Below are 20,365 nucleotides of genomic sequence, written 5' to 3' on the forward strand. Positions count from 1 at the left end.
ATCCCCCGTCTTAAGCGCATCTTAATGGTTAAGCGGGGGAATGTTTTATAACGCTTCTTTAATCACTCTTTTACAATATACCACAGACAGCATGCCGAAAATCGAATATAAAGCAGTATAGATCACCATAACAATTAACATGGGTGTCCACAATTCTGTGCCAAAAAGGAACCAACCTGATTTGACAGCGAAATAGCTATGAGATAGACCGACAACCAAAGGAATACCAAAATTAAAGAGTTGTTTGGCCTGAATCCCTCTTACTAAATCTCCTTGGGTGAAGCCTAGTTTTCGTAATATCGTATAATTTGGTCTTTCGTCTTCACTTTCATCCATTTGTTTAAAATACAGGATACAACCAGATGTAATTAAAAAGGTGAGGCCCAGAAAGGCAACGATAAACATGATTAGTCCCATGCTCAATTTCTGATTAATACTTACCTGAAGCTGAGACAGGTTTTGCGAATTCTCGCTAAAATCAAGACTTTGAAACAGATCATTGGCCTCTGCCAATTTCTCATTGTCCTTAAGATTGATTCCAATAAATAGCGAGGAATCCATCTGGATATCTGGGTTCAGATCATTCTTCAAACGTTGAAAAACGGTGTCCTTGACAATGGCAGTAGGCAGACCGCCGGACGTGAAATTATAAGGAATAATGGTTTTATCTTCTAAGCCGATATATCTTTGCTGAATCGTTTCTTTTTGTCCTCTCCATTCGATATCGCCTTTAGCTTTGAAGGACATCATTGTATTTAAGGCATTATTGACCCCTGTGAAAAGTGTTTCTCCCTGTTTTAAATCTACTTCCTTGACGTCTTTATCGCTAACAACGGAAAGGGTCATGGTATTTGGATCAAAGTTTACCTCTTCCAGATCTACTTCCAGTATTTTCTCCACATTTGCCTCTACTTGGAGGACATCAATTTGTGTTTCACTATAATCTATATTTTTTTCCATTAAGGCCTCTTTGAATTGGTCCGCATCTTCAACACTTGTTAATGAAAAATGAGCGGGTACATTGCTTTCTGCATTCTTTTCCGCAGAATAATAGGAAATATAGCTTAAAGATAGTAAGCCAATGGCAAGTGCAGAGACGGTTGTGATAATCGTTAATAGCAGGGCATTTGATTTCATACGAAACATAATGGAAGAGAGGGATAACACTTCATTTATATTTAAGTATCCCTTTTTCCTTTTTCGGATGATATTTGTGATGAATGTAACAGATCCTTTATAAAACAAGTATGTGCCAATGATCACTGAACCAAGAATAAAAATCATTGCTAAGAAGAGTTGAATCATATCAGAAAAGTCCCCATCAAATAATTTTGATGAAATATAATAGCCTGAAAGGATAAAAATAATCCCCAATGCTCCAAAAATAATGTCAAATAGGCCGATTTTTTTCACTCGTCCTTCTGCTGATGAAACCACTCTAAATAAGGATAGAATCGTTTGTCTCTTTATAAACATATAGTTCATGAGCAGGATGAAAAGGTAGATGACAGCAAAAACGATTAGTGTTTGAATCAGGGCTTCTATAGAGAAGCGAAGCTTGGTGCTTGCCTCAAGGCCCACCACTTTAAATAAGATCATCATGATAAGTTTTGAACTAGAAAAGCCGACAAAAATACCAAATAGCAAGGATCCAAAATAGAGAATAAAGTTTTCTGTGCTTAGAAGCTGGAAAATTTTATTTTTTGTCATTCCAATCAGCTGAAACAAGCCGATTTCTTTACTGCGACGTTTAATAAAGAGTTGATTCGCATATAAAAGGAAAATGGTGACAATAGAAACAAGGAGGACAGAAGCGGCCCTAAGTCCAGCGGCACCTTTCACAGAACCTTTTGTTTCGTCCATAGCTGGATCATATTGCAGGGTAACAAAGGCAAAATATAGTGCAACACTAAAAACTAAGGCAAACACATAGAGATAATAGTTTTTAATATTTTTCTTAAGACTACGAAAGATGAGTTGATTAATATTCATGTTGTACCCCGCCTAATATAGCTTGTGTCTTCATAATATCCTCGAAAAATGCTTGTCTTGGTTGTTCGCCTTTATTTAACTGAGAATAGATTTGTCCATCCTTTATAAAAATGACTCTGCTACAGAAACTTGCTGCGGTTGGATCGTGCGTGACCATAATAATGGTAGCCTTTCGTTTTTGATTTAATTCGCTTAGCTTTTTTAATAAACCTGCAGCTGATTTTGAATCAAGTGCTCCTGTTGGCTCATCAGCAAAAATAATACTTGGCTGGTGGATAAAGGATCGGGCCGCAGAGGTGCGTTGTTTTTGACCACCTGATATCTCATTTGGATACTTATCTTTTATCTCTTCAATACCTAGTTCTGTGGCAACTGTTGTAAATTTTTGTTGAGCTTCCTTTCTGGCTATCTTTGCTATAGATAGAGGCAATAGAATATTTTCCTTGACCGTTAATGTGTCTAATAGATTATACTCTTGAAAGATAAAGCCTAAATGATTCTTCCGAAATGTTGCCAACTCTTTTTCCTTCATATTGGTCATTTCTTTGCTATCAATTGTAATGGTTCCGTTACTCGCTTTATCGATAGAGGAAAGTACATTAAGTAAGGTAGTTTTTCCTGATCCAGATGCTCCCATAATGCCGACAAATTCCCCTTGGTCCACACTAAGATCAATTCCCTTTAGCACTTCCTGTTTATTAAATTTATTGCCATAGTGCTTATATAATTTGCTTGCTTCTAATATCTTCAAAACGACACACTCCTTTAAAAGGTTGTTCAAAAGGTCCGGTAAAAATGACACTACGAATTTCTTCGTCTCTTTTATCCTCCTTTTTGAACACGCATTTTAATCAATAATTTCATTATAAAGAGCGTAACCTTGGTTTGCCTTCGATTTGCCGAACAAAAGAGGAAAGCATGTGACATTATTGTCACATGCTCGAAATATGATGAAATTCATTTATCTTAGGAAATATTAATGTAAAAGTTGTGCCTGCTTGAGGTCTTGAGCTAACGCGGATTTGAATGAATAGCGAATCGGCTGCTTTTTTGGCTAGGTATAGCCCCATCCCTGTTGCTCCATTATCTTGATGTTGAGATGTCGAGGTAAAGCCCTTGTCAAAGATCCTTGGTAGGTCTTTTGGGTCAATTCCCCGCCCAAAGTCTTGAATTTCTACTTGTACATGCTTGTCTTGTTGATAGGTTTTGATGAGTATATCTGCTGATTCACTGTATTTAATCGCATTTGTTAATAATTGTCTAATGATAAAAGCCAACCATTTGCTATCACTAAAGACTTCGGTTTCCCCTAAATCTACATCAAAGCCAATTCCCTTTTGCATACACCACGATTGCAAGGCTTTAATTTCTGGGAAGATAACTGATTTAATCGCAATTCTTTCAATATGCAAATCATTTTCAATAAAGGGCATCCGTTTTTGATGAAGTTGTTGATCAAGCAGTAAGTAAATACGTAGCCATTCATGTGTTAATTGTGTTTTCATAGTGTCATCTTCTAAACGATCAATGATTAACTGCATTGCTGTTAATGGTGTTTTCACTTCATGTATCCAAGATAATAGATCATCTTTCTCTTGTTCTAAGCTGAGGAAGTGAGTAGTACTTTCTTTTTTCAGTTGTTGTGTTTGATTGGCTAACGCTTCTTCAATGATTTGCTCAAAAGGACTTTCCGCTTGAATGATTGTTGTTAAATCAAGGTCAGGACTCCATTCGTTTAAGCTTTTATAAAACCTTGTTTCCTTTTGGTAGCGAATGACTAGAAAAATGATAAAAAGAAAACTGGATAAAAAAGTGATGTAGAGAATAGGTGTTAACGGAATGGATGGATCAATATACGCAACAAATACAAGGAGTAGTTGTAGAAAAAGAAATAGAAAAATCCAGCTATATCGTTCAATGATAAAGCGTTTAATCATATGAAACGTCCTTTTCTACAGCGAGATATCCTTGTCCAACTTTGGTTTCAATATAGCGTCCTAAACCAAGTTGTTCTAGTTTTTTCCGCAATCGATTTACATTTACAGTTAAAGTGTTATCACTGATAAACCGTTCATCATCCCATAAGTATTTAATGAGCTCGTCTCGAGTGACAATTTTGTTCTTTTGTTCGATCAATACTTTTAAAATGAACATTTCATTCTTTGTTAATTCAATCGATCCGCTCTCATGTTGAACCACGTTTTTTTCGTAATCGACCGTTGCGCTGTTCCAAGCTTTAAGCAAGCTTTCTTCTGTATTGTAATTGTAAGTACGCCGAAGAATGGCTTGGATTTTTGCGATTAACACATCAAAATGGAACGGTTTTTGGATATAATCATCTGCTCCCAGCTGCATGGACATCACCATATCTGTAGGATGATCCCGTGAAGATAAAAATATAATGGGAACTTTTGAATGGGAGCGGATCATTCGGCACCAATGAAACCCATCGAATTTCGGTAACTGAATATCGATCAGCACTAAATCAGGTTTTAACGTTGCAAATTCTTGCATGACCATATTAAAATCGGTAATTCCATATACATCATAAGACCATTGCAATAATCTCTCTTTTATTTCCCGGAAAAGAGTTGCATCATCTTCAATAAGTAAGAGCTTGAACACTCGATTCACCACACTTTTAACAAAGAATAGATTTGATTTTAGCCATTTCTTCAAAGGTAAAAACTAGAACGATTTCCTTAATGTGTACTATTTTACATGATTGCCTATACGAAAGTAATTTTTATGAATTGGAAAAAAGCGGAACGTACTCTCTATAGCTGAACAAAATAGTACTAAAAAGGATAAAACTAAATCCGTTGTCTCATACTATAATGAAATCTAAAAGTGAGGTCACTTCAATGAAAAAGCAAATTTTGATCCTAGCAATGATTTGCTTGTTTTTCGTACAAGCTCATACTGTAGTTGCGTCTGAACGATATAAATATGAAGAAACTGGAAATGCAATTTGGGACGTAAAGACAAATGAAAAAATAGTTGCCATTACCTTTGATGATGGCCCACATACCGTATACACGCCAGAAATACTGGATGTCTTAAAAAAATATAATGCAAAGGCAACTTTTTTTGTGATGGGAGTCCATGCTAAGAAATTTCCTCAACTTGTTTATAGAGAATTTACAGAGGGTCATGAAATAGCGAATCATACTTTTAATCATGTCAACGGTAAGAACTTAAAAGAGGAATTAAACAGTACCGCTCATATTATTGACCACATTACAGGAACGAAACCGACTCTTTTTCGTCCAGTAGGTGGACAGTATAATGATTTTATAATCAATACAGCTGCTGATAATAATTATTTAGTGGTTCTATGGTCATGGCATCAAGATACGTATGATTGGAAGAGACCAGGAGTAAATCGTATTGTAAATAAAGTGACTTCGGGTGTAAAACCTGGGGATATTATTCTTCTTCATGATGCTGGGGGAGATCGCACTCAAACTGTAGAAGCACTTGATAAAATTCTGGACTATTTACAAAAAAATGGTTACGAGGCGGTAACGGTTTCTGAACTGTTATATCGCTCTATTTCAATCATTCCGCATTCCATTATTTCAATACCATAAGAACCCTAATAACGATCTCGATATGATATTTAATTAAAAAAGAGGGGCGTTTTGAAAAAACCTCTCCCACCCATAATTTAATGGATGGGAGAGTGACCATCTTAGTCGATCATACGCCTTTGATACACGATGATCACTAGGGCAAAAACAGCAACCAACCAACCAGAAATTATTAGAAAATTCGGTAAAACATCTAGAAATCCTCCCCCTGCTTGACTCTCTGTTGCTAAGTGGATTATTTGAACACTTGGTAGATATTCCGCCACTTTTAGGAATGGGTATTGATCTGCCATGTTGGTCAAGGCTGGTCCAAGTGTGAATAAACCAAAGAACGGTAGAATAATGACAGATGCTTCCATAACTGATTTTGTTAACAAGCCAAGCAATGTTCCCACACCGATATAAAACAGGGTTGATAAAACCATTGCCAAAGAAATAACTGCTAGATTTGTTGGCTTATATTCGGTTAGAAAGGCGGAAATGAGGATAATAAGGATCGTTCCGATAAAGCTTAACAAACTTTTTCCAGCTAAAATTTCCATTGTGCTTGCAGGAGAAAGCATAAGTCCACGTAAAGTATTCTTTTCTTTTTCTTCTGCGATTAACGCACATTGAATATAAGCTCCGACTAAACAAAAAGTTAAATTGAAGATCAAATAATGATCGAAAACGGCTAAAGTTCCCATTCGACTGTAAAATGCCGCTAAAATTAATGGCATAACAGCAGATGTGGACACAAAGTAATTTTTCATAATATCCTTATAATCTTTTTGAAAAATTGCCATAGAACGTTTAAATGAAAATATCATGCCAATTTCCTCCCTGTTATCTCTACAAAAATATCACCAAGTGTCGGTTCGTTTGAATAGATGGATTCTACTTTATTGTCAGTCATGAGCTTGTGTAAAGCATCTGCACCATTAGGTCCTTTATCAATAACTTTCTTTTGACCATCTGTTAATACGATCGTTAAAGTATGGTCAGCAAATGTTTGCTTCAAATCATGGGGAGCTCCTAATAATTGGATAGCTCCATTGTTTAGAAAAGCGACACGATCACAAAGTGTTTCCGCTTCATACATATCATGTGTTGTAAGGAAAATCGTTGTTCCTTGTGCTTTTAAGCCTTCTAATCCGCTATAAATATGCTTGGTGTTTACGGGATCGAGAGCTGATGTTGGTTCATCAAGGAATAACAGATCTGGTCGATGTAAAAAGGCTCGTGCCAAGGTGACACGTTGGAGCATTCCTTTTGAGAGTTTGGATACGATCTTCTTCGTGGCTTCTTGCAAATTGACCATTTGCAACACTTCCTCGATCCGCCCAAGAGACACATCATAAAGGTCACAGAAAAGCTTTAAATTATCATAGACAGAGAGTCGTCCATATAGCCCGCTATTATCTGTCAATACTCCAATTTTTTTACGATAAGTCGGTTCCTTTAATTTCGTAACAGGAACTCCTAGGACATAGGCTTCGCCATCCGTTTGAATTAATTGGCCTGTAAGAATTTTAATCGTGGTGGTTTTCCCTGATCCACTTGGACCTAAGAATCCAAATGTTTCTCCTTTTTTAACATGAAAAGATACATCCTTTAATGCTGTTTGGTTTGAAAATAATTTGGCCAAGTTTCTTACTTCGATAATGTTTTCCATTTGTTCACTCTCCATAACAAGCTCCCCTCAGGGCCTTGATTTTGTTCTGCCTTTATCTTAGTAAACAATGGAGAAACAGACATTATATCCGTGCTGAAGAGAGCTATTGTAAGGTGAACGGAGTATTAAAAGCGATGGATGATTCTTATTTCAGCCCCAAAATCTCTCTTAATTCAACCATTTTATTTTTAGATAAGGGAATAGAAGATTTTTTTTCATCTGTCAGCACTAAAGAGAAGCTATTTCTTGTAAACGTTATGACCTCACGAACCTTTTGCAGATTGACAATATAAGAGCGATGACAGCGGAAAAAGCCATAAGGATAAAGTCTCTTCTCTAATTCAGCCAGAGTAAACACGCTTGGATAGGCTTCTCCTTTTATGTAAATAAGGGATTGGCCCTGGCTGCTTTCGATATAATCAATTTCAGGAGGATCAAATAAAACGATCTTATCGTTTACCTTGGTGGGGATTTTTTCGAAATGAGCAGGTTGCACGATAATTTCTTCTTCCCTCTCTTCGGAGTGGGTTTCCTTTTGGTTCTCCTCTTCTTCAGATAAAATATCAAGCTTTTGCAAACCTGTTTCATCTAATCGATACACTTTGTTGGTGACAGATAGAGCGGCTTCCAGATTGCTTGTAAGAATTAGAACCGTTTTTTCTTGTTGTTTTAAATTCCTCACGATCTTCATAAATACTCGTTTTGTTTCCAAATCAGCATTTTGATCAGGCTCTTCAAAGACATATAAGAGTGGATTCTGAAAAAGCAGACGACCAAATTGAATTCTGCGTTTTTCAGATAAAGACAGTTGTCGAACGCGTTCATTTTTCTTTGTGTCTAATTGAGTGATTCGAAGACCTTCTTCTATTGTAAGCGGAGAGTCGTATAATTTTTGAAAGAAGGAAAAATGGTCTTTTACTCGCAATCTCTCATAAAGTCCATCATCCAAATAGCAAAAACCTGTATAGCTAAAAAATTCTCTTTTAGCTGATTCTATGGAAACACCGTTGACGTATATTTCTCCATTTGAAGTCGGTATCTCTCCCATAAACATTTGCATTAACACGGTTCGTCCATTTGTATTTGTATGGATGACTACCACTTCCTGCTTCGGGACATCCAAACTAAACGCAGGGAATATTAAAGTATGACCATCCTGCTTCTCTATATTTTTTATTGATAAAATATTCATCTCATCACCTTGTTCATCATAATCATTACAGCACTTCATTATTATAACCGAGAATGAAGGCTAGTTTATGATTTTGTAGAGAATAATCTTTTCCCAGGAAATATTGTCGAATTTGAGTGGGAAATTTTAACAGATAAGGGGTAGTGGAATTTTGAATTTTTAGTTAAAATGAAGAGAATAGTAGGGAGCGAGGGGAAAAAATGTATCAAGCGATTTTCGATGCAGATACGTATATTGCCATATTAGAACCAAGACATGCGGAGGAATTATTTGCTTTAATCGATGGAAGTCGAGAAAGTATTGGCAAATGGCTAACATTTCCAACAGTTACAAATGAGATCCAAGACACAAGGAATTTTATCAAAAGATCGTTAAATAGATTAGCTGCGAACGATGGCTATTGGGCTGGCATTTGGTACAAAGGGCAACTAGCTGGTTCCATTGGTTTTTTGAACTGGGATTGGGGAAATAAAAAGACAGAAATCGGTTATTGGTTAGGGAAGGAATATGAAGGACTGGGGTTGGCGACAAAAGCTTGTACATGTTTGATTACACATGCCTTCTCCGATTTACAATTACATAAAGTTGAAATCAGAATGGCGACTAAGAATGCAAAAAGTAAGGCAATTCCAGAACGATTAGGATTTACGAGCGAGGGTGTCATAAGGGATGAAGAATTTCTTAATGGGGAATATCATGACAAAATAATTTACGGTCTTCTAATGGACGAGTGGAAAGAGCTAAATAGAAACAACGAGTGCTAGGTAAGTGACACTCGTTGTTTTTTAAAGGTTACTTCGGAGATGAACAGTTTTTGTCCAGTTTCAGGCGCCATTGGCTCGAGGCTCGCAGGAGCGAGTCCATCGGCGTTGCGCCAGGACGGCGCGAATTTAGCCTTTCTTCCTAGTTCAAGGTGCTTGCGCTTTTGTTCTTGTTAAGGAAATTATAAAATTGCAGCTTGTGGATAAGTATGTACGTTGCGGTTGGTGTCTAGCTCCAAGCTCCATCGGCTCGAGGTCAAATAACCTGAGCCAATGAAAGGCAAAGAACGCCTTTCTTTGTCTCAGAACATTTGCTTGTCGCCGATAGGCGGGCGCCTTGCGCTTTTCTTGTCATTTGTGAGCCAGCATGTGCTCTAGCGTCTGTTTGATGCCATCTGGATAAGAAGTGCGGGGGAGTGGTCCAATTTCCCTTTCGTATTTGGTCCCATCTAGTACAACAGGGTCTTCGTTTAAGTAAAACATCTCCACTACTTCACGCATAGTTGGATCGAAAAGGCCGACTAGTCTAATCATTCCTTTGTTAACAGTAAAGACTGGCTTTTTATATCCATTAATATTATAAACAATGCGGAGGATTTCCTCTCCTGTGATCACATTATACCCCGGAATATTCCAATTTTGTCCAAAGGCTTGTTTATGCAGGGCAAGATTGACAAGCGCTTTGGCACCATCAGGTGTATAGATGAACTCCCGAGCTATTTTTTTGTGACCAACGTATAGTGCACTTTTATGTTGTATGACATTTTCTAAGGTGAAGTGTAAGAGCGTATTCTCTGCATTGGGACCATAAAAGTCTGGTAAATGAGCGAATAATGCCAGAACATTTGATGCCTTTATTCGTTTCTCCACCTGTAAACGAACTTTTCCCTTTTTGGTGTGCGGGTTTTTAGGTGTCTCTTCCGCTACTTTACTTCCGGGAGATTTTCCATAAGCATAAATATTCTCAACCAAAACTAACTTTGCTTCCGTCGCTTCTGCAACATGAATGATTTTTTCAAAAAAGGGGAGAAGCTTTTCTTCCCATTGCTCATAAGGAAGATTGGCTGATTGAAAAATCGTATCCACGTGTTCTGCTGCAGAGAGAAGGTCATTCTGATTGAATATATCTCCTGAGTATATCTTTACACCTTTCTGTTCCCCATATAAGGCTTGTAGTTTATGCTTTGAACGGGCAAATGCGATAACATCGATCCCTCTTTCCAATAATTCTTGAATGAGTGCATAGCCCATGCCTCCCGATGCTCCTAATACAAGTGCTTTTTTCATGCTAGAACCTCCAACTTCATTAATTGACCACTGTTCAAAATAGAGGATAAAAAGAAAGTTAAGGTAACAACCCAAAAAACAAACTCTCAATTATTATGAATAAGGCTTTTTAGAAGAAATTCCACATGCAGTTTTGCCATATCTTTTACATCTTCATAGTTGACGACATGGCGGAGATAATGAGTGACAAAACCATGTAAAGAAAGGAAAAGCGACCAGATATCGTGAATAGTGACCGATTTATCACATAAAGATTGTACATTACTGGCAAACATTTCATATGTGTTACTTGGTTCTTGGTTGATAAAATTACGAACTTCCTCATCTTTAATTAAAAACATAATCTCATAGTGACTTTGATGGGTTAAACCAAAGCGGATAAAACCAAGTAGGATATTTCGTAATTTTTCCTTCGGCTCCAAAGCCTCGTCCATGATCTTCTGTAATTCCAATTCCAGCATTTTAAAATGCTCTTCAACTAAGGCATAAAAAAGCTCTGCCTTATTGGTGAAATGGTAATAAATTGCTCCATGGCTGTATTCTAGTTTTTTGGCAATTTGCCTCATGGAGACATGCTGATAGCCTTTATCGATAAATAAGTTCCTTGCAGCATCCATTATCATTTCACGAGTTAATTCCTGTTGGACTGATTTACGCGGTGACATTGTGACCTCCATGTATTGACCAGTGTTCAATTAAATAATACTTGTGAATGGCTTTGAAGTCAATGACTAATGTTAGATGGGGAAGATAGTATTGCAAGAGTATGGTCGATCGCCCGTTTTCTCCATCTGAATCCCCAAATTAAGGCTTATACATAGAATATAGTACAAAACATTTTCATTCAACGGATTCTCTAATCCCAAATTGAAAACTTTAAACAAAGGTTTATAAAATGGGGAAATGTTAACAATGAGCTACATGAGAACTCATTGGAGGTGGTTCATAATGAAGATGGAGATGGCTATTCAAGTCATTGATAAAATGCGTCTATCTAATGGCGCTTATACAGCCAGTCTTTCAAAAGATTACAATTATGTATGGATTCGTGATGTCGTTTATACAGTCCTGCCTTTTTTACATGACCGATCTGAACGCTATGAAAAGGCCTATCATGCTTTGTTTGATTTATTTAAAGACTATGAATGGAAAATCGATATTCATACGAAACAGAAACCCGTATATTTATTTGAATATATTCACTCTCGATATTCGTCGGATTTAAAGGAAATCGACGTAGAATGGGGTCATGCTCAGAATGATGCGGTTGGCGCCTTTTTATGGGGAGTGGGAGAAGGCATGAAGCATGGGCAGAAAGTGGTAAGGGATGAAGCGGATCTACGAATTGTGCAAAAGCTTGTTGATTATCTAGAATGTTTACAGTATTGGCAAGCTGAGGATAACGGGATGTGGGAAGAAAACATTGAGTTACATGCTTCCAGTGTCGGTGCCTGTCTGGCTGGTTTAAAAGCGGTGAAAATGTTAGTCCATGTAAAAGAGGATCTGATTCGAAAAGGAGAAGAAACATTACGCTTTTTATTGCCACGAGAAAGTGAAACAAAAGAAGTGGATTTGGCCTTACTTTCATTAATCTATCCGTATCGATTAGTTGATCGGGAAACAGCGTTGACGATTGTCCGGCAAGTGTCGACTCGTTTAGAGCGGGAAAGAGGCTGTATTCGATATGAAGATGATCAATATTATAATGAAGGAAGAGAAGCAGAGTGGTGTTTTGGCCTTCCCTGGTTGGGACTATGTTACCTTGAGCTAGGGATGGACGGTCAAGCTAATGAATATGTAGAAAAAACTATTCGAAACATACCTGACAACTGGGAAATCCCCGAATTATATATTGGTGGAAAAAATGAACCCAATGGAAACACTCCACTCGCATGGTCGGTCGCTTTATCCTATTTATTTTTAAAGAGAGTGGCCAATAATAAAATGGCCGTAGCTAGTGAGGTTCGCAAATAAGAAGACTTCGTTAGATCATAATACCCTGAATTTAGCTACCTAAATTCAGGGTATTTGTCTGCAGAGAAAGGGGTTTCCTTGAAACCATGTGCGCCTTACCGTAATCCCTTCAAAATTGATTATAAGAGGTTAAGTGTAAATTATGTACTATTCCATTAAGAGGGAATTTACAACCGTTATAATGGGTAATAGGCGCTTTAAAATTGATAAAAAAACGCTTATTAACCTTCGTTTTCAAGTGATAAACTATGGTATGCTAATAGAAGTTAAACACAATAATTTAGGAGGTTTTCAGTAACTCAATATCTATTAATAAAACGAACTGGATTTAGGAGGAAATAATGAATTTTACTGTTATCGTTTTGATCATTGCTGCTGTTTTTATTGGGGCATTAATACGTGCAACATTTGGGTTTGGAGAAGCTGTTGTGAGTATGCCGTTACTTGCCTTATTACCAATTGATTTACACACATCCATTTCTTTAATTGGTTTAGCCGGACTTACTGTAGCGCTATTTACTGCTATTTCGGGATGGCGTTATATTGACCGTTCCGCTTTAATACGCTTAGTTATTGGGGCTTTAATTGGAATTCCAATCGGTATCCTATTCATTGTCAAACTACCTGCAAGTATCATTACTGTGGGACTTAGTATTTTTTTAATTGGTTATGGCTCTTATTCTTTTATTAAAGTTTTGCGGGCAAAAAGTAGTGTACAACCCAGACTTGAGGCGAGCTTTTGGTCACTACCGGTAGGGATTATATCTGGTATTATGGGGAGTGCCTACAATACACATGGTGTCCCGGTTGTTGTTTATGGAACTTTACGGCGTTGGGAGCCTCAGCGTTTTCGGGGGACGTTGCAGGCCCATTTTTTAATTTCGGGAGTTTTTGTGGTAATTGGTCAGGCTCTTGGAGGATTATGGACAGAAGATCTTTTTCTTTTATTTGGATTATCTTTTCCTTCTATTATTATTGCGACTTTATTGGGAATTTTTTTACATCGTCGCATTCCCAATGAAAAGTTTGAACGTTATGTATTTCTTCTCATTATCATACTGGGTATTTTGCTGTTACTGAATCCAGCGTGAATGAAGAAGCACTTTTTACAAAGACCGAGGAGGAAGGATCCCCTCGGTCTTTCACTTCCCTTAAACAAATCCTCTCATTAATACGATCCTTAAAAATCACAGTCTGAAAATAACTACGTATATCTCCCCCGTTTAAATGACAAAACTAGTGATTTTTCATCGAAGGATTCGCATTTTTCGCAACGAAATAGATTACTATGGATTTTTTTAAATGATTTCAAAAAGAAGGCTTTATAGATTGGGATTTTTAACAAATTTTAGAAGCTCGCCGTAACGTTAATGGTGGGGAAGGAGGAGAAGCGCAAGGAAGAAGCGTCCTATCGTGACGTTAATGATGAAGAAGAAGGAAAAGCGTAAGGGCGCTATAAGACGGTATAAAAATTACCTAGCGTTGAGATCCAGTTCCAGCGCCTAGCCCCTCGAGGTCAAATAACCTGAGCCAATAAAAGTCAAAACCGGACCTTTTTTGTCTCAGAACATTTGCTTGTCGGAGGCCAACAGGATGTTGGTCAGAAAGGCGTTGCGCCAGGACGGCGCGAATTTAGCCTTTCTTCCTAGATCAAGGCGCTTGCGCTTTTCTTAAGAAAAATAAAAATATGGAATATTCCCAGGAAAAGCGAAATAGGATAGTGGAGGTGTCAGATTGCAAGACATGATCAGTGGTGTAGAGGAGTGGCTTCCAAGTGAATATGAGCGATATCTTTTTCATGAGGGAACACTCTATGAAGCTTATAAAATGCTTGGAGCACATATCGTGACCGTGAATGGGGTCCAAGGTGTGCGATTTACAGTTTGGGCTCCCAATGCTTTATCGGTGTCCGTTGTGGGAGATTTTAATCAATGGGATGGTAGTCGGGCCGTCATGGAAAGGATCAAGCATTCAGGCATATGGGGATTATTTATTCCAGGATTACGAGAGGGGCTTTTGTATAAATACGAGGTCAAGACAGCAGCCAAGGAAATTTTACTGAAGGCTGACCCATATGCTTTTTATTCGGAAAGGAGACCGAATACGGCATCCGTTACTTATCAATTGGATACATACCAATGGAAAGATCAAAAATGGTTGGAACAAAGAAAGCGAAAAGATCATTATCATCAACCAATGCTGATTTATGAAATACATCTGGGAACATGGAAAAAGAAAGATGATGAACGTTTTTATTCCTATCGTGAGTTGGTAGATGAACTGATCGCATATGTGAAGGAACATGAGTATACCCATATTGAATGTATGCCTCTGATGGAGCATCCCTATGACCGATCCTGGGGGTATCAAATTACAGGATATTATTCGGTCACTAGTCGTTTTGGGCTCCCAGAAGATTTTATGTATTTTGTCGATCAATGTCATCAACATGGAATAGGAGTCATTATGGATTGGGTTCCTCTGCATTTTTGTAAGGATGATCACGGTCTTGGTCGCTTTGATGGAACCCCATTATATGAACCGATATATCCTGAGCAAGCGGAGAGGAGAAATTGGGGAACATATAATTTTGATTTTAGTAAGCCGGAGGTAAGGAGCTTTCTTATTTCAAATGCCCTATTTTGGCTCGACGTTTTTCATATAGACGGTTTCCGAATCGATGCAGTTTCTTCAATGATTTATTTGAATCACGATAACGCTGGATCCGTTCCATTGAAGAATCACCTAGGAGGGGAAGAAAATCTTGAAGCAATTACGTTTTTAAAAAGATTGAATGAAGTTGTTTTTGAGAAGCATCCCGGGATATTGATGATGGCAGAGGAGGCAACGGATTATCCACTTGTGAGCGCTCCAACCGACAAAGGGGGGCTCGGTTTTAATTATAAATGGAATATGGGATGGACCAATGATGTCCTTCGCTATATGAAATTGGATATATCGGATCGTCCAGCTCATCATCAGCTTTTAACATTTTCCTTCTTCTATGCATTCTCGGAAAATTTTGTTCTTGCTTTTTCGCATGATGAGGTTGTCCATGGTAAACGCTCATTACTGAATAAAATGCCAGGAGACTATTGGCAGAAATTTGCGCAAATGCGCTTATTATATGGATATTTTTTTACCCATCCAGGGAAAAAGCTTCACTTTATGGGAAGTGAATTTGCTCAATTTGATGAATGGAAGGATTTGGAACAGCTTGATTGGAATTTATTTGATTTCGAATACCATCAGAAATTCAATGCGTATTTTAAAGGATTAAGTCAATTTTATAAAAAAACAAGTTGTTTATGGCGATTAGATCATGAGCAGGAAGGTTTTGAATGGATTGCCCCAGATGATGCAACGCAAAGTGTGATCACCTTTATCAGGAAGGGGAAGAGAAAAGGAGATTACTGTGTTGTTCTGTGTAACTTCAGCGCAAATGTCTATGAACATTATAAAATTGGTGTGCCATCAAATGGAAGCTATATAGAAGTTTTCAATAGTGATTGGGCAATGTTTGGAGGCTCTAATCAGCATAATTCCGATTCGATAAAGGTGGATCAAACCCCTTATCATAACCAACGATATAGTATGAAAGTTACCGTTCCCCCATTAGGAATGAGCATCTTCATGAAGCAAACAAAAAAACGACGGAGGAGTGGTTTTTATAGTGTCTAAAAAAGTGATAGCTATGCTACTTGCAGGAGGACAAGGAACTCGACTTGAGGGATTAACGAGGGAAATAGCCAAACCAGCTGTTCCGTTCGGTGGAAAATATCGCATTATTGATTTCACATTAAGTAATTGTACACATTCTGGTATCGATACGGTTGGGGTGTTAACGCAGTATCAACCCCATGTTTTAAACAATTATGTTGGTGAAGGAAGGGCATGGGATTTAGATTGTCGCTCTGGTGGTGTCTCTGTTCTTCCACCTTATAAAGGGCAAGATGGAGATCATTGGTATAAAGGAACGGCCAATGCCGTTTTCCATAATTCTCATTTTATTGATCTATATGACCCTGAGTATGTCCTGATCATATCTGGTGACCATATTTACAAAATGGACTATAACAAGCTGCTTCAAGCCCATGTGCAAAAGAGAGCTGATGCATCGATCGCGGTCATTCAAGTACCTTGGGCCGACGCTCATCGTTTTGGCATCATGGATCTAGACCAAACTGATAAAATTATTGAATTTGAAGAAAAACCATCCTTTCCACAGAGCAATCTCGCCTCTATGGGGGTTTATTTATTTAACTGGAAATGGCTTAAACATTACTTAACTGAAGATGATCGAAATGAGACATCATCGAATGACTTTGGTAAAGACATCATTCCAAAAATGCTTGCAGATCAAAGAAAGCTATATGCTTATCGGTTTAATGGATACTGGAAGGATGTAGGAACTGTCCAGAGCTTATGGGAAGCAAATATGGATTTTCTTGATGATGATACCGGCTTCGCCTTAGATGATCCAACCTGGCGTATCTATGCGGGAAATGCGAATCATCCTCCTCACTATATCGCACCAGCGGCTAAGGTAAAGCAATCCCTGATTAATGAAGGATCGATTATATATGGAGCAGTCGAGCACTCGGTGATATCATACAATGTCTATATTGGAGCAGGGTCCATGATTAAGGATTCAGTGATTATGCCGGATGTAAGGGTTGGAAAAAACGTGAAGATTGAGCGCGCGATCATTGGCAAAGGAACCGTAATTGAAGATGGAGCTGTTATTGGGTCCACAAATCGTTTGGAGGACATTACCTTGTTTGGGGATGACGAAATCATCTCGGAAAAGGTGCAGACTGTACTTTAAGATAGGATATGCATGATAAGGAAAGGACGTTGGAGATGAAAGTTTTAGGGGTTATTAATTTAATGAATGAAAAGCCATTTTTAAAAGAATTAACGGAACATCGGAGCTTAGCTTCGGTTCCATTCGCGGGGCGATACCGCTTTATTGACTTTACTATGTCCAATTATATGCATGCAGGAATCAAACAGGTAGCAGTGTTTACGAACGACAAATTCCGCTCGGTTATGGATCATCTAGGCTCGGGAAAAGAATGGGATTTGGATAGGCATAATGGTGGTTTGTTTATGCTGCCTGCTGTCCAGCAAGATAAAAAGTTAAATGGAGATATTCAGGCCTTCTATGATTATCTTGACATGTTCCGACGTTCACCAGCAGAAGTTATAGTCCTTTCACCAGGTTATCATGTTGGAAAAATAGATTATCAGGACGCTCTTCGGCAACATGAAATGAGTCAAGCGGATATAACGCTCCTCTACAAGCATTATGACGGTGACTCGATTCGAGAACCAATCTATCATACATGCCAATTACGAGAGGACGGTAGTATAGTGGATCTCGATCTGTTTTCAGTTCCGCATAGAGGAGATCCCATTTGCTTGGAAACGTATATCCTGAAAAAATCATTATTCATTGAAATGATTGAACACTGCTATCAAAATAATCAACAGGACTTTTTAAAGGATGGCATCAAAGCCAATATCGAGCAGCTTGATGTGCAAGGTTACTCCTTTCAAGGACATATGCCTTTTATTCACTCAACCGAAAGTTATTATGCTAGTAATATGGCGTTTTTACATCCAGACATTATTCGTTCCTATTTTTATGAACAATGGGATATATACACAAAAGTAAAGCATGAGGCACCTGTTAAATATTCAGCTGCATCCAATGTTTCCAATTCCTTTATTGCTAATGGCTGTGAGATCGAAGGAACCGTAGAAAATAGTGTGCTTTTTCGCGGAGTGACCGTGAAGAAAGGAGCGATTGTACGAAATAGCATTATTATGCAGAAGGGAGAAATTGAGGAAGGTGCTTATATAGAAAATATTATCACGGATAAACATGTGAAAATTAGTGAGAAGAAAGCTTTGGTTGGCGAGACCGGGCTAAAGGTGATTAAAAAATCGGAAATCGTGTAATGGAGGACGTTTATGAATGTATTGTTCGCAGCTTCAGAGTGTGTGCCCTTTATAAAAACAGGAGGTCTTGGAGATGTCATTGGGGCATTGCCAAAGGCCTTGCAAGATCAAAATGTAAAAGTAAGTGTCATCTTACCTAAATATGAAGATCTCCTTTTTGAACATAAGCAACAATTATCTTTTGTGACAAGCATCCAAGTACCTGTTGGCTGGCGATCGCAACATTGTGGAATTGAGCGAATTTTAATGGACGGGATTCATTACTACTTTTTAGATAATGACTACTACTTTAAGCGGCATGGCAGCTATGGATTCTTTGATGATGGAGAACGTTTTGCTTTTTATTCACGAGCAGTACTAGAAGCCTTGCCTTATTTAGAGGATCAACCAGATATTATTCATTGCCACGATTGGCAAGCAGGTCCAATTAGTGTTTTATTAAAGGCTCATTATCAAAGTCATCCGTTTTATCGTCACATTCAAACCGTTTTTACGATACATAATCTACGCTACCAAGGCGTGTATCCAAAGTCCGTTTTAGCCAATCTATTGGATTTAAGTGAATTATATTTTCATATGGATGGTTTAGAGTTTTTTGGGAACGTTAGTTATTTGAAAGCTGGTTTGGCTTATTCGGATCTTATCACAACTGTCAGTCCCACTTATGCGATAGAAATTCAAGACCCATATTATGGAGAACAGTTGGATGGTTTTTTGCGAACAAGAAAGGGTGAGCTAAAAGGGATTTTAAATGGGATTGACACTGATCTATATAATCCTATGACAGCCCCATTTATAGAGCAAAATTATGATGAACTGATAGGGAAAGGGAAAAATAAAGAGAGGTTACAAGAATCCCTCGGCTTAATTGTCGATCAAGAAGTGCCAGTGCTGGCAATGGTCACCCGTTTAGTCGAGCAGAAAGGCTTAGACCTTGTCCTTCACGTCTTTCATGAGATTATGAATAACGGTGTTCAATTTGTGTTACTTGGAACAGGAGAAGATAAGTATGAACAGGCCTTTAAGGAACTAGCCGCACAGTTTCCAGTACAGGTTTCTTTTCTAAATTATTTTGATGAGGGGCTAGCTCACAGAATCTATGCTGGTTCTGATCTATTCCTAATGCCATCACAGTTTGAACCGTGTGGAATCGGCCAGCTCTTGGCACTACGCTATGGCAGCCTGCCGATTGTTAGGGAAACAGGGGGATTACGCGATTCCGTTGTCCCATACAATGAATTTACGAATGAAGGATATGGTTTTTCATTTGCGAACTATAATGCCCATGATATGCTTTACACCATTGAAAGAGCCGTTTGGTTATATCGCTACCAACCTAAAAAGTGGAAACTGCTAGCAGAAAAGGCCATGAAACTCGATTTCAGTTGGAAGGCTTCAGCTGCTGAGTACCAGGAGATGTATGAGAGATTGCTATCCAACCAAGAGCTTCAGCTGCTTAGCTAGTAAATATTTAACAATAGGATAATGATGAATGACACTTTTGTTATTTCCTCCATTCTGATGCATATAATTTAACAAAGAAATCTTTAGAGATTTCTTACATTTTAAGGGGGGATATGATGAAAGTAAGGAGTGCTTTGAATGCATTGATTGGTGTTTGGTTTTTTATTGCGCCTTGGGTTATGGGCTTTTCGGATGAATCAGGGGCTTTATGGTTAAGTTTAGTTGTCGGAGCCATTCAGATTATCGTTGCATTATGGGGTTACAGTACAAGTGGTGGTTGGAATTCGTGGCAAAATTGGATCTCATTCATTACTGGTATCTGGTTTATTATTTTTCCATTTATTTATTCATTGTCGAGTGGGGAGATATGGGCGAGTGTAATTCTTGGGGTAATCACAGCTATATTGAGTTTGTGGAACCTAGGGTCAGTATCAAATTCTAAAGCTACTGATTAATATTAAATGTGTAAAGGACACTGTTA

18 protein-coding genes are annotated in these 20,365 nt (G+C 38.1%); 9 read left to right on the plus strand and 9 right to left on the minus strand.

Annotated elements, in window-relative coordinates; genetic code table 11:
• Positions 1-45 precede the first annotated feature (45 nt).
• From KI375_RS24495 to KI375_RS24510, 4 genes are all read right to left on the minus strand, one after another.
• A complete protein-coding gene (locus KI375_RS24495) occupies positions 46-1,992 on the minus strand; it encodes an ABC transporter permease (protein ID WP_212976001.1) in 1,947 nt (648 codons plus the stop codon).
• Positions 1,982-2,743 carry an ABC transporter ATP-binding protein gene (locus KI375_RS24500; protein WP_212976002.1) on the minus strand — a complete coding sequence of 254 codons (762 nt, stop codon included), beginning with the start codon at positions 2,741-2,743 and terminating at the stop codon, positions 1,982-1,984. Before KI375_RS24500 ends, KI375_RS24495 begins: the two co-directional genes overlap by 11 nt.
• 181 nt (positions 2,744-2,924) lie before the next feature.
• Entirely contained in the window at positions 2,925-3,929 is a 1,005-nt protein-coding gene (locus KI375_RS24505; RefSeq protein ID WP_212976003.1) for a sensor histidine kinase, read from the minus strand.
• Complete coding sequence (locus KI375_RS24510; protein WP_212976004.1) at positions 3,922-4,617, minus strand: response regulator transcription factor; 696 nt, start codon at positions 4,615-4,617, stop codon at positions 3,922-3,924. The genes KI375_RS24505 and KI375_RS24510 overlap by 8 nt, the downstream gene beginning before the upstream one ends.
• Positions 4,618-4,856: 239 nt before the next feature.
• Between KI375_RS24510 and KI375_RS24515 the strand changes: the two genes are divergently transcribed.
• A complete protein-coding gene (locus KI375_RS24515; protein ID WP_212976005.1) occupies positions 4,857-5,585 on the plus strand; it encodes a polysaccharide deacetylase family protein in 729 nt (242 codons plus the stop codon).
• Positions 5,586-5,686: 101 nt separating this feature from the next.
• On the opposite strand, the gene KI375_RS24520 is transcribed toward KI375_RS24515, so the two are convergent.
• The 3 genes from KI375_RS24520 to KI375_RS24530 form a co-directional block, all read right to left on the minus strand.
• Entirely contained in the window at positions 5,687-6,394 is a 708-nt protein-coding gene (locus KI375_RS24520; RefSeq protein ID WP_212976006.1) for an ABC transporter permease subunit, read from the minus strand.
• Complete coding sequence (locus KI375_RS24525) at positions 6,391-7,239, minus strand: ABC transporter ATP-binding protein (protein ID WP_212976035.1); 849 nt, start codon at positions 7,237-7,239, stop codon at positions 6,391-6,393. The genes KI375_RS24520 and KI375_RS24525 overlap by 4 nt, the downstream gene beginning before the upstream one ends.
• A gap of 145 nt (positions 7,240-7,384) precedes the next feature.
• Positions 7,385-8,431, minus strand: coding sequence for a LytTR family transcriptional regulator DNA-binding domain-containing protein (locus KI375_RS24530; RefSeq protein WP_212976007.1), 1,047 nt, complete (start codon positions 8,429-8,431; stop codon positions 7,385-7,387).
• Between the two features lie 200 nt (positions 8,432-8,631).
• Between KI375_RS24530 and KI375_RS24535 the strand changes: the two genes are divergently transcribed.
• Positions 8,632-9,195, plus strand: a complete 564-nt coding sequence (locus KI375_RS24535; protein WP_212976008.1) for a GNAT family N-acetyltransferase — start codon at positions 8,632-8,634, stop codon at positions 9,193-9,195.
• A gap of 348 nt (positions 9,196-9,543) precedes the next feature.
• Here the strand turns inward: KI375_RS24535 and KI375_RS24540 are convergent, their stop codons facing one another.
• Together KI375_RS24540 and KI375_RS24545 are read right to left on the minus strand one after the other, a co-directional pair.
• Positions 9,544-10,479 (minus strand): SDR family NAD(P)-dependent oxidoreductase, encoded by a 936-nt coding sequence (locus tag KI375_RS24540; RefSeq protein ID WP_212976009.1) that lies wholly within the window; start codon positions 10,477-10,479, stop codon positions 9,544-9,546.
• 86 nt (positions 10,480-10,565) lie between these two features.
• Positions 10,566-11,144, minus strand: a complete 579-nt coding sequence (locus KI375_RS24545; RefSeq protein WP_212976010.1) for a TetR/AcrR family transcriptional regulator — start codon at positions 11,142-11,144, stop codon at positions 10,566-10,568.
• Between the two features lie 283 nt (positions 11,145-11,427).
• Here KI375_RS24545 and KI375_RS24550 point away from each other — a divergent pair, with 283 nt between their 5' ends.
• From KI375_RS24550 to KI375_RS24580, 7 genes are all read left to right on the plus strand, one after another.
• Complete coding sequence (locus tag KI375_RS24550) at positions 11,428-12,453, plus strand: glycoside hydrolase family 15 protein (protein WP_212976011.1); 1,026 nt, start codon at positions 11,428-11,430, stop codon at positions 12,451-12,453.
• A gap of 341 nt (positions 12,454-12,794) precedes the next feature.
• Positions 12,795-13,544: a sulfite exporter TauE/SafE family protein gene (locus KI375_RS24555; protein WP_212976012.1), complete on the plus strand. Its 750-nt coding sequence runs from the start codon at positions 12,795-12,797 to the stop codon at positions 13,542-13,544.
• A gap of 652 nt (positions 13,545-14,196) precedes the next feature.
• Positions 14,197-16,134 (plus strand): 1,4-alpha-glucan branching protein GlgB, encoded by a 1,938-nt coding sequence (glgB, locus tag KI375_RS24560; protein ID WP_212976036.1) that lies wholly within the window; start codon positions 14,197-14,199, stop codon positions 16,132-16,134.
• Positions 16,124-17,281, plus strand: a complete 1,158-nt coding sequence (locus KI375_RS24565) for a glucose-1-phosphate adenylyltransferase (RefSeq protein ID WP_212976037.1) — start codon at positions 16,124-16,126, stop codon at positions 17,279-17,281. Before glgB ends, KI375_RS24565 begins: the two co-directional genes overlap by 11 nt.
• Before the next feature lie 35 nt (positions 17,282-17,316).
• Complete coding sequence (gene glgD, locus KI375_RS24570) at positions 17,317-18,420, plus strand: glucose-1-phosphate adenylyltransferase subunit GlgD (protein WP_212976013.1); 1,104 nt, start codon at positions 17,317-17,319, stop codon at positions 18,418-18,420.
• A 12-nt stretch (positions 18,421-18,432) separates the two neighbouring features.
• On the plus strand, positions 18,433-19,884 hold the full coding sequence (gene glgA, locus KI375_RS24575; protein WP_212976014.1) for a glycogen synthase GlgA: 1,452 nt from the start codon (positions 18,433-18,435) through the stop codon (positions 19,882-19,884).
• A gap of 116 nt (positions 19,885-20,000) precedes the next feature.
• Positions 20,001-20,339, plus strand: coding sequence for an SPW repeat protein (locus KI375_RS24580; RefSeq protein ID WP_212976015.1), 339 nt, complete (start codon positions 20,001-20,003; stop codon positions 20,337-20,339).
• The last annotated feature ends 26 nt before the right edge of the window (positions 20,340-20,365 follow it).

The sequence above is a fragment of the Bacillus sp. J14TS2 genome (assembly GCF_018333015.1).
In the GTDB taxonomy this organism is placed as follows: Bacteria; Bacillota; Bacilli; order Bacillales; family Bacillaceae_C; genus Lederbergia.